Annotated in this window: 13 protein-coding genes; 4 read left to right on the top strand and 9 right to left on the bottom strand. The window is 43.0% G+C overall.

The window, feature by feature from the left end:
* Positions 1–27: 27 nt before the first annotated feature.
* From ybaK to CYL18_RS16420, 6 genes are all read right to left on the bottom strand, one after another.
* Complete coding sequence (ybaK, locus tag CYL18_RS16445; protein ID WP_104850600.1) at positions 28–510, bottom strand: Cys-tRNA(Pro) deacylase; 483 nt, start codon at positions 508–510, stop codon at positions 28–30.
* Between the two features lie 13 nt (positions 511–523).
* Complete coding sequence (locus CYL18_RS16440; RefSeq protein ID WP_104850599.1) at positions 524–2,200, bottom strand: ABC1 kinase family protein; 1,677 nt, start codon at positions 2,198–2,200, stop codon at positions 524–526.
* A gap of 36 nt (positions 2,201–2,236) precedes the next feature.
* On the bottom strand, positions 2,237–2,545 hold the full coding sequence (locus tag CYL18_RS16435) for a phasin family protein (RefSeq protein ID WP_201741303.1): 309 nt from the start codon (positions 2,543–2,545) through the stop codon (positions 2,237–2,239).
* A 151-nt stretch (positions 2,546–2,696) separates the two neighbouring features.
* Complete coding sequence (locus CYL18_RS16430; RefSeq protein WP_104850598.1) at positions 2,697–3,683, bottom strand: Gfo/Idh/MocA family protein; 987 nt, start codon at positions 3,681–3,683, stop codon at positions 2,697–2,699.
* A gap of 127 nt (positions 3,684–3,810) precedes the next feature.
* Positions 3,811–4,728 (bottom strand): pseudouridine-5'-phosphate glycosidase, encoded by a 918-nt coding sequence (locus CYL18_RS16425; protein ID WP_104850597.1) that lies wholly within the window; start codon positions 4,726–4,728, stop codon positions 3,811–3,813.
* 1 nt (position 4,729) lies between these two features.
* Positions 4,730–5,842 carry a PfkB family carbohydrate kinase gene (locus CYL18_RS16420; protein ID WP_104850596.1) on the bottom strand — a complete coding sequence of 371 codons (1,113 nt, stop codon included), beginning with the start codon at positions 5,840–5,842 and terminating at the stop codon, positions 4,730–4,732.
* 146 nt (positions 5,843–5,988) lie between these two features.
* Between CYL18_RS16420 and CYL18_RS16415 the strand changes: the two genes are divergently transcribed.
* A complete protein-coding gene (locus CYL18_RS16415; protein ID WP_104850595.1) occupies positions 5,989–8,043 on the top strand; it encodes a carbon starvation CstA family protein in 2,055 nt (684 codons plus the stop codon).
* A gap of 17 nt (positions 8,044–8,060) precedes the next feature.
* Positions 8,061–8,264: a YbdD/YjiX family protein gene (locus CYL18_RS16410; RefSeq protein ID WP_104850594.1), complete on the top strand. Its 204-nt coding sequence runs from the start codon at positions 8,061–8,063 to the stop codon at positions 8,262–8,264.
* 47 nt (positions 8,265–8,311) lie between these two features.
* Here CYL18_RS16410 and CYL18_RS16405 read toward each other — a convergent pair whose 3' ends face one another.
* The 3 genes from CYL18_RS16405 to CYL18_RS16395 form a co-directional block, all read right to left on the bottom strand.
* Positions 8,312–8,542 carry a helix-turn-helix domain-containing protein gene (locus tag CYL18_RS16405; protein WP_104850593.1) on the bottom strand — a complete coding sequence of 77 codons (231 nt, stop codon included), beginning with the start codon at positions 8,540–8,542 and terminating at the stop codon, positions 8,312–8,314.
* Between the two features lie 390 nt (positions 8,543–8,932).
* Positions 8,933–10,459 carry an acetyl-CoA hydrolase/transferase family protein gene (locus CYL18_RS16400; RefSeq protein WP_104850592.1) on the bottom strand — a complete coding sequence of 509 codons (1,527 nt, stop codon included), beginning with the start codon at positions 10,457–10,459 and terminating at the stop codon, positions 8,933–8,935.
* Positions 10,460–10,583: 124 nt separating this feature from the next.
* Entirely contained in the window at positions 10,584–11,228 is a 645-nt protein-coding gene (locus CYL18_RS16395; protein WP_104850591.1) for a LytTR family DNA-binding domain-containing protein, read from the bottom strand.
* 259 nt (positions 11,229–11,487) lie between these two features.
* Between CYL18_RS16395 and CYL18_RS16390 the strand changes: the two genes are divergently transcribed.
* Positions 11,488–13,122 carry a Na/Pi cotransporter family protein gene (locus CYL18_RS16390; RefSeq protein WP_104850590.1) on the top strand — a complete coding sequence of 545 codons (1,635 nt, stop codon included), beginning with the start codon at positions 11,488–11,490 and terminating at the stop codon, positions 13,120–13,122.
* Between the two features lie 282 nt (positions 13,123–13,404).
* Positions 13,405–15,036 carry a Na/Pi cotransporter family protein gene (locus tag CYL18_RS16385; protein ID WP_146102857.1) on the top strand — a complete coding sequence of 544 codons (1,632 nt, stop codon included), beginning with the start codon at positions 13,405–13,407 and terminating at the stop codon, positions 15,034–15,036.
* Positions 15,037–15,334 lie beyond the last annotated feature (298 nt).

Here is a 15,334-nt window from a genome sequence, read left to right as displayed (position 1 = left end):
AAAGAAAGGCTTTGTTCAAAGCCTTTCTCACCCTTTATGAATAACTGATGCTATTTGTCCATTTGTCACTTTCAATAAATCAGCTATCCCAACCTTCATTTGCATGCCTATCTTGCCAGCTGAAACAATAATGTGGTCAAGTTCCTCAGCCTGCTTTTCGATAAAGGTTGGATAGAGCTTTTTCATCCCAACGGGTGAGCAGCCCCCACGAATATAACCGGTATACTTTTGCAATTCGGAAACAGGCAAAAGATCCATTTTCTTCTCCCCTGCAACTCGTGCAGCACGCTTTAAGTCCAGTTCTGCTGTGACGGGGATAACAAATATGTGCAGGTTTTTCGTTGAGGAGATGGTTACCAATGTTTTAAACACATGACGGGCATCCTCACCAATCTTCTCGGCGACTGATACTCCGTCAATTTTGCCATCATCTGGACTATATTGGAGTAATTCGTAGGATACCTTTTTCTGATCGAGCATCCTGACTGCGTTTGTCTTTCCTTTTGCCATTCAAACCATCCTCTCAAAATCGTCCAGATCGAAAAATGGAATAAAGCAGATAGAGAACCATGACCGAAGCGATGATAAATCCAATTTCAATTATTGGAATCTGCCAAAGGATATTGGTCCCTCCCCTTGATGAAGAGCCAATGACCAGCCCTGCCATGATAATGCTGAAGGAGAGCAAGATGATGGCATAGGATAATTGGTTCGCCATCTTATCCATCTTGGCCAAAAATATCTCGAGCTGCGGCACCTTAATTTGCACACTGAATTTCCCATCTTTAAGTTTGTTCGTCAAATCCTTCACACTGCGCGGCATCTCAGAAAAGAAATCAGAATAGTCGACGGCCTTATTAAACAGCATTTCTGCAATATTTTTCGGTTTAAGCCGCTCCTTGACCAAATTATCACCAAATGGTTCGACGATATCAAGGATATTGTATTCGGGATAGAGGGTCTCCACAACCCCTTCAACAGCCAGGAAGGTTTTACCCAGCATAGTCAAATCAGATGGTATTCGGATATGATGCAGGTAAGTAAGTGTAAAGAAATCGTTGACAATCTCACCAAGACTGATGGAATTTAATGTTTGGCCATAGTAATTATCAATAAATTCCTGTACATCAGCTTTTAGCTGATCATAGTTTATCTCATCCGGGGTCATCCCAATCTTGATGATAGAACGTACAACAAAATCAGTGTTTCCCCTGCGCAAAGCCAAAAGCATGGAGGCAAATTCGTATTTCATTTGGGCATTGATTCGGCCGACGTTGCCGAAATCAAGAAAAACAAGCCGATTGCCCGGCTGGACAAAAACATTGCCCGGATGAGGATCAGCGTGAAACATGCCTTCAAGAAGAATTTGCTTCATCATTGCCTCCGTAAAGCGCTCACTTAACAGGCGGCGGTCAAAGCCAATCTCATCGAGGCTTTGAACATCATTAATCTTTATGCCTTCAACGAATTCCATCGTCAAAACCTTTTTCGTGGAGTATTCCCAATAGACGGCCGGGATTCGAATCGTGTCATCCTCCTTGAATTGGGCAGCAATCTTCTCGGCGTTCCTGCCCTCTACGCCATAATCAAGCTCCATGTTCAAGGACATGGAGAATTCACCTACAATATCTTTTAGGCCATAATCTTGTGCCCATTTATATCGCTTCTCCGCCATGCGCGCAAGATTATGCAAAATCTCTAGGTCTGTGTCGATTGTTTTCGTAATGTTCGGCCGTTGAACCTTCACAGCAACAACATCACCTGATGGAAGGACGGCTTTATGTACTTGACCAATAGAGGCCGCCGCAATAGGGACAGGATTAAATTCTGCAAAAAGCTCCTCAAGCGGCAGCTCAAGTTCATCCTCAATGATTGCCTTCACCTCATCAAAGGAAAACTCCTTCACCTTATCCTGAAGATTCTCCAGCTCATGAATAATAGAAGCAGGGACGATATCAGGGCGTGTACTCATCATTTGCCCAAGCTTAATATAAGTGGGACCAAGTTCCTCTAAGATTAGTCGAATACGCTCACCTGCTGGTTTATCCTTTACATGCTTCCCTTCGAAAATCCATTTTCCACCGAAGGGAAGCATATCGGCCAGCCCAAGCTCTTCAGCAATTGAGCCAAAGCCATGATGAATCATGGCACGTATAATATCTTGATAGCGATTAAAATGGCGTATCCTTTTATTTAACAATCGTCTCCACCCCTACTCTATTGGTCCTAAATAGCTTTATTGCTGATTTTGTTTTAATTCCAATGCGGCAATTCTTTGCTCTAGTCTTTCGATATCTTCTTTTGTTGCGATGTCCATTTCTTGAAGACGAAGCTTGACTTTCATGTTGACTTGCTGCTCGAACTCTTTCTGGCGCTCCTCACCACGTACCATTAAATCATTGACCATGTCCTTGGATTCCTGTTCAGACACCTCGCCGCGCTTAACCATTTCATCCACATACTTCTCAATCTGTTCCTTGCTCACGATTGCTGCCCCTAAACCAAAAGAGAACGCCTTATTGACCATATCACGGATGGTACTCATTTTTTATCCACCTCATTTTTTGATTTTTATCCATACTCCTACACTCTTTTCATTCCACTTTTCCTTTTAAACAAACATGTATTTTATGGTCATTATGTGAATTTTTGAAACAAAAAGAGACAGCCCTCTCCTGCTGCCCCTTTTGCTGGTCTTATGATTTATCTGGCCCAAAAATGATGCCGCATTTCTTTCTTGCCTCTTCCATGATATTCAAAACAAGACCACTCAGGTTTGTCAATTCTTCATACCGCTCTTGATCACCTGTCTTGATAATGTCAGTGAACACCTCGATTTCATAGACCATATCCTTGTCCGTTTGCGCGGCGGAAAATGGTTCGCATACCTTTGTTTCACGGTCAATAAATTCTATCTTTTCGACGGTTCCCGATCCAGGGAAGATGAGATTGCCCTTCTCTCCAAGAATTTCGTTCGAACCATAGGAATCTGTTATTTTGGAGCACAAAATAGTACATACGAAATCATTGTATTTAAGGACTAGCGTACCGCCGCCGTCGACACCGCTCTTAAGCATGACCGGTACATACACACTTGACTCCGGCTCTCCAAACAGGGCAATCGCCATATAGAGCGGATAAACGCCTAAGTCAACAAGAGCTCCCCCTGCAAATTCGGCTGAGAAGATATTCGGTACCTCTCCCTCAAGGTATTGATCATAGCGGGAGGAGTATTTCATATATTGAAGGTTGACGTTTCTGATTGGGCCGACGCAATCTATTTTATCCTTCAATAGTTTAAAGTTTGGCGTATGGATGGTTCTCATCGCCTCAAATAAAAAGACGTTATTCTTTCTTGCTGTCTCAAAGGCCTTCTCCCATTCTTTCATGCTCGTAAACATTGGTTTCTCACAAATGATATGTTTACCGTGCTCCATCAGGAAAATCGCCTGCTCATAATGAATAGAGTTCGGAGACGCTATGTATACGACCTCAATCTCCTCACAGCTGGCCAATTCATCAAGCTGATTGAATACGAGTTTCACCTCATATTGGTTGGCAAAGCGTGTGGCCTTCTCTAAATCTCTTGAATAGATTGCCTTTAATGTGAGCTGTCCGCTTTCAGCAGCTGCTTCAATAAAGTGTTCAGTAATCATGCTCGTTCCAATCGTTGCATAGTTCATGCAAAAACACTCCCTAGCGCAAATTTTAATCCAGTACCTATTTCTCTTCTCATTGTATCAAAATGAAAGCAAAGAAACCCCATAAGACACTAAAAAACTGCCGGAATTTCTCCGGCAGCCTGCATTCTTATTGAGAGATTTTCCCGAAAGCAACAGCAATTTGAGCGCCAACCTTCGCATTGTTTTTTACTAATGCGATATTAGCTTCAAGACTCTTACCTTCTGTAACGTCTTTAATTTTTCCAAGAAGGAATGGTGTTACGTCCTTGCCAGTAATACCAAGGGATTCAGCCTCTTTAACCGCTTCGTCAATTACTTTGTTAATGAAGCTGTCCTCCATAGCGAATTCTTCTGGAATTGGGTTTGCGATAACCATTCCGCCTTCAAGATTCATATCCCATTTCGCCTTCATCATTTCAGCCACTTCTGTTGCTGTGTCTAAGCGATAATTCACATCGAATGGGCTAGTTCTCGTAAAGAAGGATGGCAATTTATCCGTTTGATAGCCAACAACCGGTACCCCTTGAGTTTCAAGGTATTCCATTGTTAAACCAAGATCGAGGATGGATTTGGCACCTGCACAAATAACCGCTACATCTGTCTTCGCCAATTCTTGAAGGTCAGCAGAGATATCCATTGTCGTCTCAGCACCGCGGTGAACACCGCCAATTCCGCCTGTAACAAATGTTTTGATGCCGGCAAGCTGCGCGCAGATCATTGTTGCCGAAACAGTTGTCGCGCCATTTTTCTTCGCTGCAACCAAATATGGCATATCACGGCGGCTTGCTTTAGCAATGCCTTTTGTCTTCCCGAAGAATTCAAGCTCTTCGTCACTTAAGCCAATTCGAAGAACACCATCAATGACAGCCATAGTTGCTGGAACGGCACCCTCTTCACGGATGATGGCTTCCACTTCACGCGCCGTTTGCACGTTTTGCGGGTATGGCATCCCGTGTGAGATAATGGTAGATTCCAACGCAACGATTGGCGTTCCGTTTTTCTTCGCTTCTTTTACTTCCTCAGATAATTTAATCCATTCATTCATGTTAGTTGGTCTCCTTTTGAAATAATGATTCTTTTTCCTTCTCAAGTGATGGGCGATTTAAAGCTGGGCTGACCGTTTCACTTGAACGAATTGTCATAGAGGCACAAGCCATTCCATATTGGCAGGACTCTAAGATGGAATAGCCTTCAATGGCACCAAGCATGATGCCTGATGCGAGCGAATCCCCTGCTCCGGTCACATCAACGACTGAATCAGCTGGCTGTCCGATGAGGAAGCCGCTCTCTCCTGTGTTATTCGCATAATATAATCCCTTTTCGCTGCGTGTAATAACAACATTACGAATACCTTGCGCAAGAATCCGACTGGCAGCTAGCTGAACGGAATCATCGTTGTTGACCGTCATGCCTGAAAGCACCTCAGCCTCTTCCCTGTTCAAGATAAGCCATTCCAGGTCGCGCAAGTCCTCTGGAAGCCGATCCAATTTCGGAATGGATACCGGGACCACAGAAACAGGGATTCCCTCATTCGTACAGCGCTCAATAATATAGCCGATGACCTCTTTAGGAAAGTTTGTATCAAGCAATACCATGGCACTTGCCGCAATGTGTGACCATCGTTTTTCGATGAATGGGATATCTACCGTATCATAGATGCCCATATCAGCAAGGGCAACCGCCATATTCCCTTGCTCATCCAAGATGGCTGTATATGTACCTGTTGATTGCCCGGCAACTTCTAATGAAGGAAGGATTTTTACGTACTCGTTTGTTCTTGCCAGGACTTCCTTGCCTTCTCTGTCATCACCGACTATCGTCAGCAAGTGAACATCTGCGCCTAATCTTCCTAAATTCTCCGCAATATTACGGGCAACACCGCCAAGGGTTGAGGTTGTCCGCACGGGATTAGACGTTTCAAGGCAAAATACTTGCTCAAGCATCGACTTCCGGTCCATATTCGCCCCCCCAATGCAGACAATCCGCTTGTCCTCCGGCAGGATATAGGCCCTTCCCAAAAGCTTTCCTTGTTTGGTCAGGGAAGATATATAACCGGCTATCGCACTCCTTGAGAGATTCAATTTCCCCGCTATCTCATTCTGAGTAATAAACGGGTTTTCTTTTATTAAATGAAAGATCTGACTCTCTTTTTCATTCATCGGATTCAACCCTTCATAAACATTTGTCTACATTATAAACAATTGTTTCAATAGTGTACAATATAAAATTAATTGAAAATTTATTCAAAAATTCAAAATTATGTAATATGATAGCTTTATAATCTAGAAAGGAGATGAAAAGATTCGTGAAAGCATTGCGTTCCATCCTTCTTTGGGGGATCATCGCTGCTCTTGGGGCAGTCGGGTTTGGGGTACTTGCATTAAATCAGGGGGAAACAATCAATTCAATTTGGCTGTTAACTGCCGCTGTCTGTACATATGCAATCGCCTACCGCTTTTATAGTAAATTTATCGCACATAAGGTTTTTAATCTTGATGACAACAGGAAAACACCGGCTGAGTTAAACAATGACGGGAAGGATTATGTACCGACGAATAAATGGGTCCTCTTCGGTCATCATTTCGCCGCCATTGCTGGTGCCGGTCCACTGGTAGGACCAATTCTCGCTGCACAGATGGGGTACCTGCCAGGAACTATCTGGATTATTGTCGGGGTAGTTTTAGCTGGGGCTGTCCAGGATTTTGTCATCTTATTCGGCTCCATCCGCCGCAATGGTAAATCCCTTGGCGAAATGATTAAAGAGGAGATTGGTCCTGTCACCGGATTTATCGCTATGGTCGGCATCTTCGGTATTATGGTCATCCTTCTTGCCGTGTTAGCTTTAGTTGTCGTGAAAGCGCTAACAGACAGCCCTTGGGGAATGTTTACGATTGCGGCTACGATTCCAATTGCCGTCTTCATGGGTATTTACATGAGGTACTTACGGCCAGGCCGTGTTGGTGAAGCATCCATTATTGGCATTATTCTTTTATTGCTTTCTATTTATTTTGGTCAATACGTTTCAGAGCACGAAACATTGGCAGCCATGTTTACCTTTACCGGTGAACAAATCGCCATCATGCTGATTATTTACGGTTTCATTGCCTCTGTCCTGCCCGTTTGGCTTTTACTTGCGCCCCGTGATTACTTAAGTACGTTCTTAAAGATTGGCACGATTGTCGGACTTGCCATCGGTATTCTCGTTGTTGCCCCTAATCTGGAAATGCCAGCAATGACTCAATTCGTCGATGGCACAGGACCTGTCTTCTCGGGCAATCTCTTCCCATTCCTGTTTATCACCATCGCCTGCGGAGCGGTCTCCGGCTTCCACTCACTCATCTCTTCCGGCACGACGCCGAAGATGATTGAACGTGAATCTCATGCTCGTCCAATCGGATATGGGGCGATGCTGACAGAATCATTTGTCGCAGTTATGGCAATGATTGCGGCCTGTGTTCTAACACCAGGCATTTACTTTGCCATTAACAGTCCGGCCGCCGCGATTGGGACAGATCCAGCAACAGTCGCGACCACCGTCTCAAGCTGGGGCTATACCATCACCCCAGATGATTTAACGACACTCGCTGATGATGTCGGGGAATCATCCGTCATTTCTCGTACAGGCGGTGCTCCGACACTTGCGATTGGAATGGCACATATTTTCTCCCAAGTAATTGGCGGAAAAGCCCTCATGGCCTTCTGGTACCATTTCGCCATTCTCTTTGAGGCCTTGTTCATCCTGACAACCATTGATGCCGGAACCCGGGTGGGCCGTTTTATGGTTCAGGATTTAATGGGTACATTCTACAAACCATTCGCCAAGACTGAATCGTGGATTCCTAATATTATCGCAACAGCCATCTGCGTGCTAGGCTGGGGTTACTTCCTCTATCAAGGCGTTGTCGACCCGCTCGGCGGCATCAACACCCTGTGGCCATTATTCGGAATCTCGAACCAAATGCTCGCTGGAATCGCCCTCCTGCTTGGCACGACCATCCTGTTTAAGATGGGCAAAACCAAGTATGTCTGGGTCACCCTAATTCCAACCACATGGATTCTCATTGTTACCATGACAGCCGGCCTACAAAAAATCTTTCACGAGAAGATATCTATCGGCTTCTTATCCCATGCCAAGGTGTACAAGGAGGCTTATGATAACGGCGAAGTGCTTGCGCCCGCTAAAGATTTAGGTGAAATGAAGCAAGTAATCTTCAACGACTATCTTAATACCGGTTTAACAGCCGTCTTTATGATTGTCGTCATCACTGTCCTCATCTCAGCTGCTCGCATCTGGATTAAATTAATCAGAGGTCAGTCCATCACCATGCATGAATCAGAATATGTAAGCCGAAATGTATGATGAGAAAGGAGATATCCATGCTGAAACAACTGAAACACGCCTTCTCTTTGCGAAAGCAATTCATTAGTCTCTTAGTAGGCGTCCCAAGCTATGAGACTTATGTTGAACATATGAAAAAGCACCATCCGGATGAACCCGTTCCCACGCGCAAGCAATTTTTCTGCGAGGCTCAGGAAGCTCGCTATAATGCAAAGGATGGCAAGGTATCACGCTGCTGTTAAACGAAAAGAGAGGGAAGCGCCTAAATAGGTGCTTCCCTCTTACTTGATCAATCTTCATCCTTGGCATCCCAGTCCTCTGGAATTGGCTCATGAAGCCACTCTTGAAACAACTTCCTGTATACTTCCAGCTGTTCATGATAATTTGAGAACTGATCACGATTAATTAAATATTGCTCCCCGTCGTAGACTGCACGAATCTTCTTCTCCTGAATGAGCTGCTCCAAATACGATGCCGGCAGGTTCAAATATTCGGCCATTTCCTGTACAGAAAGGTACATACCTCTCACTCCTGTTTTCCGATTGTCCACTCAGTCTAGCATATTTTATGAAGAAACACATCCTAACCGACGTTTTTATGCAGTCAGGAGATAGAGCAGAAATTACAATACCCACTATGGCAATTGGTCAAAATAACAGGGAACGGCTGTGGACTATAGAAATAGATACGCCTTGCTGCTCCATCATCCATTTCGCAAGAGAAAAAGGGCTGTCCATTAATGGATGCCCTTTGTTAAACAATATCTATATTATTACCCCTTGTTATCCCCCAAACCTCTTTGCTCGTATTTCAGAGCGAGGAACATCCAATCCCCCAATTAGATATTCCCAGGTATAAACCTATGATAGATACGACATTCTCCCCTTAAGAATGCGCCTCTCTATTCTTCTTAACCTTCCACCTCTGCCAATTCTTTCTCTTCCATGAGCATAGTGCCTTTTGTTTGATAGTTTGTGTGCCATGAGAAAGCCTTTTCAAGAAGATGCGGCGTTTGTCCGCCTCGTGTTAACGCTTCTGTATAGTATTCCCATAGCTGTTTCCGATACATCGGATGCGCACAGTTCTCGATGATTACCCCGACACGTTCTCTTGGCGCCAGTCCCCGTAGGTCTGCATATCCTTGTTCTGTAACAACCACATCGACATCATGCTCCGTGTGGTCCACATGGGATACAAATGGCACGATACTGGAGATTTTGCCATCCTTGGCGATTGATTTCGTGACAAAGATGCCGTAGCGGGCATTTCTTGCAAAGTCGCCTGAGCCCCCAATACCATTCATCATATTCGTACCGCACACATGTGTGGAATTGACATTTCCATAGATATCTATTTCAAGAGCCGTATTGATAGAAATCAAGCCCATTCGGCGGATTAATTCCGGATGATTGGAGATTTCCTGCGGACGCAAGATAAGCTTGTCTACATATCTCTCGAAGTTTGTGAGCAGATTCTCCATCGCTTTTTCAGAAAGCGTGATGGAACAGCCGGATGCAAATTTAATTTTGCCCGCGTCCATTAAATCAAACACAGCATCTTGAAGCACTTCAGAATAAACCACTAGGTCATTGAACTCTGAATCTAAAAATCCGTGGAATACCGCATTCGCGACCGTTCCGATACCAGACTGCAATGGTGCAAGCTGTTCCGTCAATCGGCCTGCTTTTATCTCTTCACGCAGGAAGGTCAGCAAGTGATTCGCCATGATGATGGTTTCCTCATCAGGCGGCACGATGGTGGAAGCTGAATCCAGCTTGTTTGAGAAGACAATACCCTTTATTTTGTCTAGGTCCACCTTTATTCCAATCTCTCCGATACGATCTTCCGGATGCACGAGTGGAATCGGCTTTCTGCTTCCTTGCTGTCCTGGATCATAAATATCATGCAGTCCTTCCAGCCATTCTGGCTGTGCAAGATTAATTTCAATGATGATGGATTCAGCCTTTTCGGCAAAAATTTGTGAGTTTCCGACAGACGTACTTGGAATAATCACACCATCCTCTGTAATAGAAACCGCTTCCAAAATTGCGTAATCAATAGAGGGCAATACGTCTGAGCGAACCCACTCGGATGTCTGTGATAAGTGCTGATCAGTGAAATACATATTTCCTTGGTTAATTTGCTTACGCATGACGGGCTCTGCTTGGAACGGAAGCCTCTTATTGATGATTCCAGCTTCAGTTAAATATTTATCCACATCAGGACCCATGGAAGCACCAGTGTATATATTGACCTTAAAGTTTTCTTTTTCTGCCCGTTTCACAAGAGCTGCAGGAATAGCCTTCACGTCGCCTGCCCGAGTAAATCCGCTTAATCCCAATGTCATCCCGTCACTAATCCATGTAGCCGCCTCTTCCGGTTCAACGATTCGGTTACGTAACGCATGGTTTCGAATACGATCTAAATTGAGCTGCATCTTATCACTCTTTCATCGTTTTTTTGATAAGTGTACCTCATAAATTTCACCATTCAGACACATTTCGATAGGTTACTTGAATTTTTAGACGAGACAGAATTTTCCACGTTCGAAGCAGCATTTTTTAGAAGCCGAGCATTTTTCTGAAATAGCTTGAATACGATTGGCTTACTGGAATTAGCTGCCCATCCTTCATGGAAAGGACAAAGGTCGAATGTGTATCAAGATAGATTTCCTTAATTTGCTTCACGTTGACTATATAAGATCGGTGGCAACGGATAAAGCTATCCTTTGGGAGGGTAAATTCAAACTCCTGCAGGGTGTTCTTATTTGTACCGGTATGTGTACTTGAAGTCACATATGTTCTCCGATTCTTTGATTCAATATAATATATTTCTTCATAGGAAACCGGAACCCATCCATCCGCTGTCTTCAGCGTCACAACAGACCGAGCCTCCGTTAGTGCCGGATAAATAGCAGTAATGCAGCCGGCAATCTTACCATCCTCATGAAATGGAACTGCAATCCCATGGTAAGGTACACCAAGAACATCTCGGCTAATGAATTCTGATGTTTTTTCCCCCGATTGGAGCGCCTTAAATGTAATCGTTCCCTCCTTTACTGGATCACCAGGAGAAATCTTTAAATTAATACGCTTACTTGCGCGATAAAAGATATACTCCTCCGTATTCGTTACAGCAAACGAAATTTCCTCAGAAAAAAGCTCCCCCATTACGTCAAAAAATGAATATGTTGTCAGTTTATCCATCTAAACCCCCGCTTTGTCTTTGCTGTCATCTTCCTTATTGTATAATTTTCTTCCAATAGTTTCTAACAGGAAGGCTTATCTCCCGTTTCAATGAAAGCTGACAGGTGAAAGGAAAGGCTAAAAGTTAATAGAAACACATTTATTTACAAATATGAATCAAATGTAAAGTTAATGTAAAGATTGAACGACTTATCTTTACTAATAACCTTTTCTGTTTAATAATGATAAACGTTATATTAATATACTTTTCAGGAGGAATATGGTGGATATCAATATTCAAGAAATGATATTTCAATTCCTAGGCGGACTGGGAATCTTCCTATTCGGGATTAAATTCATGGGAGATGGCCTGCAAAAATCTGCTGGGGACAGATTGAGAGATTTATTAGATAAATATACAACAAACCCATTTATGGGAATTCTGACAGGTATTCTTGTTACTTGCCTCATACAAAGCAGCTCCGGCACAACCGTCATTACCGTTGGTCTTGTTAGTGCTGGATTTATGACCTTGCGCCAGGCAATCGGCGTTATTATGGGGGCTAATATCGGGACAACGATTACTGCGTTCATCATCGGAATAGATGTTGGTGAGTACGCTCTTCCTATCATCTTCGTTGGCGCTATTATGTTATTCTTCTTTAAAAATCAACGAATTCACAATATCGGCCAAGTTATCTTTGGGTTCGGTTTCCTATTCTTCGGATTAGAATTAATGAGCAACGGAATGCATCCTCTTCGTTCATTCCCATGGTTCCTTGATTTAACGGTTAGCTTGAGTGAACACTCTCTATTAGGTGTCTTAGTAGGTACAATATTCACAGCTATTGTACAAAGCTCCAGTGCAACAATTGGAATATTGCAAGGATTATACGGCGAAGGCTTAATTGATTTATCTGGTGCTCTACCAGTATTAGCTGGAAATAACATTGGTACAACAATTACTGCCATTATCGCAGCAATCGGTGCATCAGTAGCTGCCCGAAGAGCAGCAGGCGTACATGTTCTTTTCAATATTATTGGTTCGATAATATTCCTAATTTTACTCATACCATTTACTACATTGATTTCTTGGTTCCAATCATCGCTCAATTTAAATCCAGAGATGACGATTGCCTTTGCTCACGGGACATTTAATGTCGTAAATACTATAATCATGATTCCGTTTATCGGTGCCTATGCATGGCTTGTAACAAAACTTATTCCAGGTGAAGATGCTGTGATTGAATTCAAGCCAAAACACTTAGATCCAATCTTGCTCGATCAGCCTCCTGCATTTGCATTAGCACATGCTAAAAAAGAAATACTGCGTATGGGAGGATTTGCGGTACAAGGATTAGAAGAAACGAAAAACTATCTTCTAAATCATGAGGCTTCTTCCTTAGCAACCGGTAAGCAAATAGAGGAAGCCTTAAATAATCTCGATCATAAAATCACTGAATATCTGGTCAAAATCTCATCTAATTCCTTATCACAGCATGAATCAGATGAGCATAGCATCCTCATGCATATGATTAATGATATCGAAAGAATCGGTGACCACTTCGAGAATATCCTTGAATTAGCTGAACATCAAATCAGCCATAAAATCACTATTACAGATGAAGCGAAGCAGCATCTTGATGAAATGTTCTCCGTTGCCATCAACGCAGCGACCAGTGCAATGGAAGCATTCGAAAACATGGATAAAGAAATGGCACATAAGGTTGTTGAGCACGAAAGAACACTCGACAAAATGGAACGCCAATTACGCAAGCAGCATATCCTTCGTCTTAACAACTGCATTTGCACACCGCAAGCAGGACTTATGTTCGTTGACATTCTAAGCGATCTTGAACGTATTGGCGACCATGCTAAAAACATTGCTGAAACCTTGATTGGCGAGCAAGATTAATATATGACAAAAGCTCCTTTCTCAATAGAGACTGGAGCTTTTGTTTTTCAAAAAGACTGCAACAGAAGGCTAGTGTAACCCTCTCTCTATTTACAATAACAAATTCATTAGTACGCCTTTGATATGATTATGTAAATTTAGTACAATTCGACCTATTGTTGCACTAAAGTAAACATAATATTAATTTATTGTAAAGATTTCCACCAACACCTTTACTTTACATAATTTCTAAATAATAATTTGAGAGATTGGCATGTAAAAATGAAGCACAGGAGGAAAATCGTGGAGATAAATATTCAAGAAATGATTTTTCAGTTCATTGGCGGATTAGGAGTCTTCCTTTTTGGGATTAAGTTCATGGGAGATGGCCTGCAAAAGTCTGCAGGGGACCGATTACGCGATTTACTAGATAAATATACAACAAACCCGTTAATGGGGATTTTAACAGGGATACTTGTAACGGTTTTAATACAAAGCAGCTCTGGGACAACCGTAATCACGGTTGGGCTAGTCAGCGCCGGATTTATGACATTGCGTCAGGCGATTGGCGTCATCATGGGGGCAAATATCGGGACAACCGTTACGGCCTTCATCATTGGGATTGACGTCGGTGAATATGCCCTCCCAATTATTTTTGTAGGTGCAATCCTTTTATTCTTCTTTAAAAACGAAAAGATTCATAATATTGGACAAGTCATTTTTGGATTTGGGTTCTTGTTCTTCGGTCTTGAATTGATGAGCAGCGGAATGAAGCCGCTTCGCTCGTTTGAATGGTTCCTTGACTTAACAGTTAACTTAAGTGAAAACTCAATCCTTGGCTTGATTGTCGGTACGGTCTTCACCTTAATTGTCCAAAGCTCCAGTGCAACAATCGGTATCCTGCAAGGGCTCTTTGGAGAAGGACTTATCGATCTTGACGGCGCTTTGCCTGTCTTATTTGGAGATAATATTGGAACAACCATTACGGCAGTCCTCGCTTCCATCGGTGCATCCGTAACAGCGAAAAGGGCGGCCAGTGTCCATGTTTTATTCAATTTAATAGGCGCCACAATCTTTATGATTTTGCTCGTTCCATTTACGGCATTGATATCTTGGTTCCAAACAACCCTTGGACTTAACCCTGAGATGACGATTGCCTTTGCGCACGGAACATTCAATATAACGAATACGATCATCATGTTCCCGTTTATCGGCGCCTATGCATGGCTTGTTACGAAGCTTATTCCTGGTGAGGATGCCGCTATTGACTTCAAGCCAAAGCATCTGGATCCTCTTTTGATGGACAAGGCCCCGGCGATTGCTCTTGGCCAAGCGAAACAGGAAATCTTACGTATGGGCCGATTTGCCGTGAACGGCTTGGAGGAGTCCAAAAATTACTTAATGACACATGATAAATCTTCATTAAATCAAGCAACACAAATTGAAGAAGCCCTAAATAACCTAGATCACAAAATCACAGATTATCTTGTGAAGGTTTCAGCGAGTTCCCTATCCGAGCATGAATCTGATGAACATAGCATCTTGATGCACACAATCAATGATTTCGAGAGAATTGGGGATCATTTCGAGAATATTCTTGAACTCGTTGATTTTCAGCTCAGCAATAAAGTAACCCTTACAGAAGAAGCACTGTCTGATTTGAATGAAATGTTCACAGTAGCGATTCAGGCTGCAAAAGAGGCGCTTGAGGCCTTTGAAAACATGGACAAAGAGGCAGCATATAAAGTTGTGGAGCATGAACAAACTTTAGACAAAATGGAGCGCAAACTACGTAAACAGCATGTCCTTCGCTTGAACAGCGGTACATGTACCCCTCAAGCAGGTTTGGTATTTGTAGATGTCCTAAGCAATCTTGAGCGAGTTGGCGACCATTCTAAAAACATTGCTGAGACATTAATCGGCGAGCAAAATTAAAATCTAATCCCCATCCATCTAAGTCCCGTATATTCGGGACTTTTTGCCTTTAAAATAGACCCTGAACAGGGACCTCATTTCTGCTTATTTGCCTGCAAGACTGCGTCTACATGTTCCTTCACAACAAGGACCTTAATTGTGTCAAAGAAGTCATTAAGAAATTCAGCCTGAGCAAACTCTGCAATCCAAATCGCGGTGCACCATATGCATATTAGAGTATTTACTCCCTTCCAGCACTCCACTTCCAATAATCACCTATATAACCCATCAAAATTGATAATATTACAACACCTAGCTT

The organism is Pradoshia eiseniae (assembly GCF_002946355.1).
Lineage (GTDB): Bacteria > Bacillota > Bacilli > Bacillales > Pradoshiaceae > Pradoshia > Pradoshia eiseniae.
Note: the sequence above shows the minus strand (reverse complement) of the source record. Positions and strands in the feature narration are given on the sequence as shown.

Coding starts and splice junctions, on each gene's coding strand:
- CYL18_RS16435 (WP_201741303.1), bottom strand. CDS start 2,545: ATGAGTACCATCCGTGATATGGTCAATAAGGCGTTCTCTTTTGGTTTA.
- CYL18_RS16420 (WP_104850596.1), bottom strand. CDS start 5,842: ATGAATGAAAAAGAGAGTCAGATCTTTCATTTAATAAAAGAAAACCCG.
- CYL18_RS16390 (WP_104850590.1), top strand. CDS start 11,488: ATGGTGGATATCAATATTCAAGAAATGATATTTCAATTCCTAGGCGGA.
- CYL18_RS16410 (WP_104850594.1), top strand. CDS start 8,061: ATGCTGAAACAACTGAAACACGCCTTCTCTTTGCGAAAGCAATTCATT.
- CYL18_RS16395 (WP_104850591.1), bottom strand. CDS start 11,228: ATGGATAAACTGACAACATATTCATTTTTTGACGTAATGGGGGAGCTT.
- CYL18_RS16405 (WP_104850593.1), bottom strand. CDS start 8,542: ATGTACCTTTCTGTACAGGAAATGGCCGAATATTTGAACCTGCCGGCA.
- ybaK (WP_104850600.1), bottom strand. CDS start 510: ATGGCAAAAGGAAAGACAAACGCAGTCAGGATGCTCGATCAGAAAAAG.
- CYL18_RS16425 (WP_104850597.1), bottom strand. CDS start 4,728: ATGAATGAATGGATTAAATTATCTGAGGAAGTAAAAGAAGCGAAGAAA.
- CYL18_RS16430 (WP_104850598.1), bottom strand. CDS start 3,683: ATGAACTATGCAACGATTGGAACGAGCATGATTACTGAACACTTTATT.
- CYL18_RS16400 (WP_104850592.1), bottom strand. CDS start 10,459: ATGCAGCTCAATTTAGATCGTATTCGAAACCATGCGTTACGTAACCGA.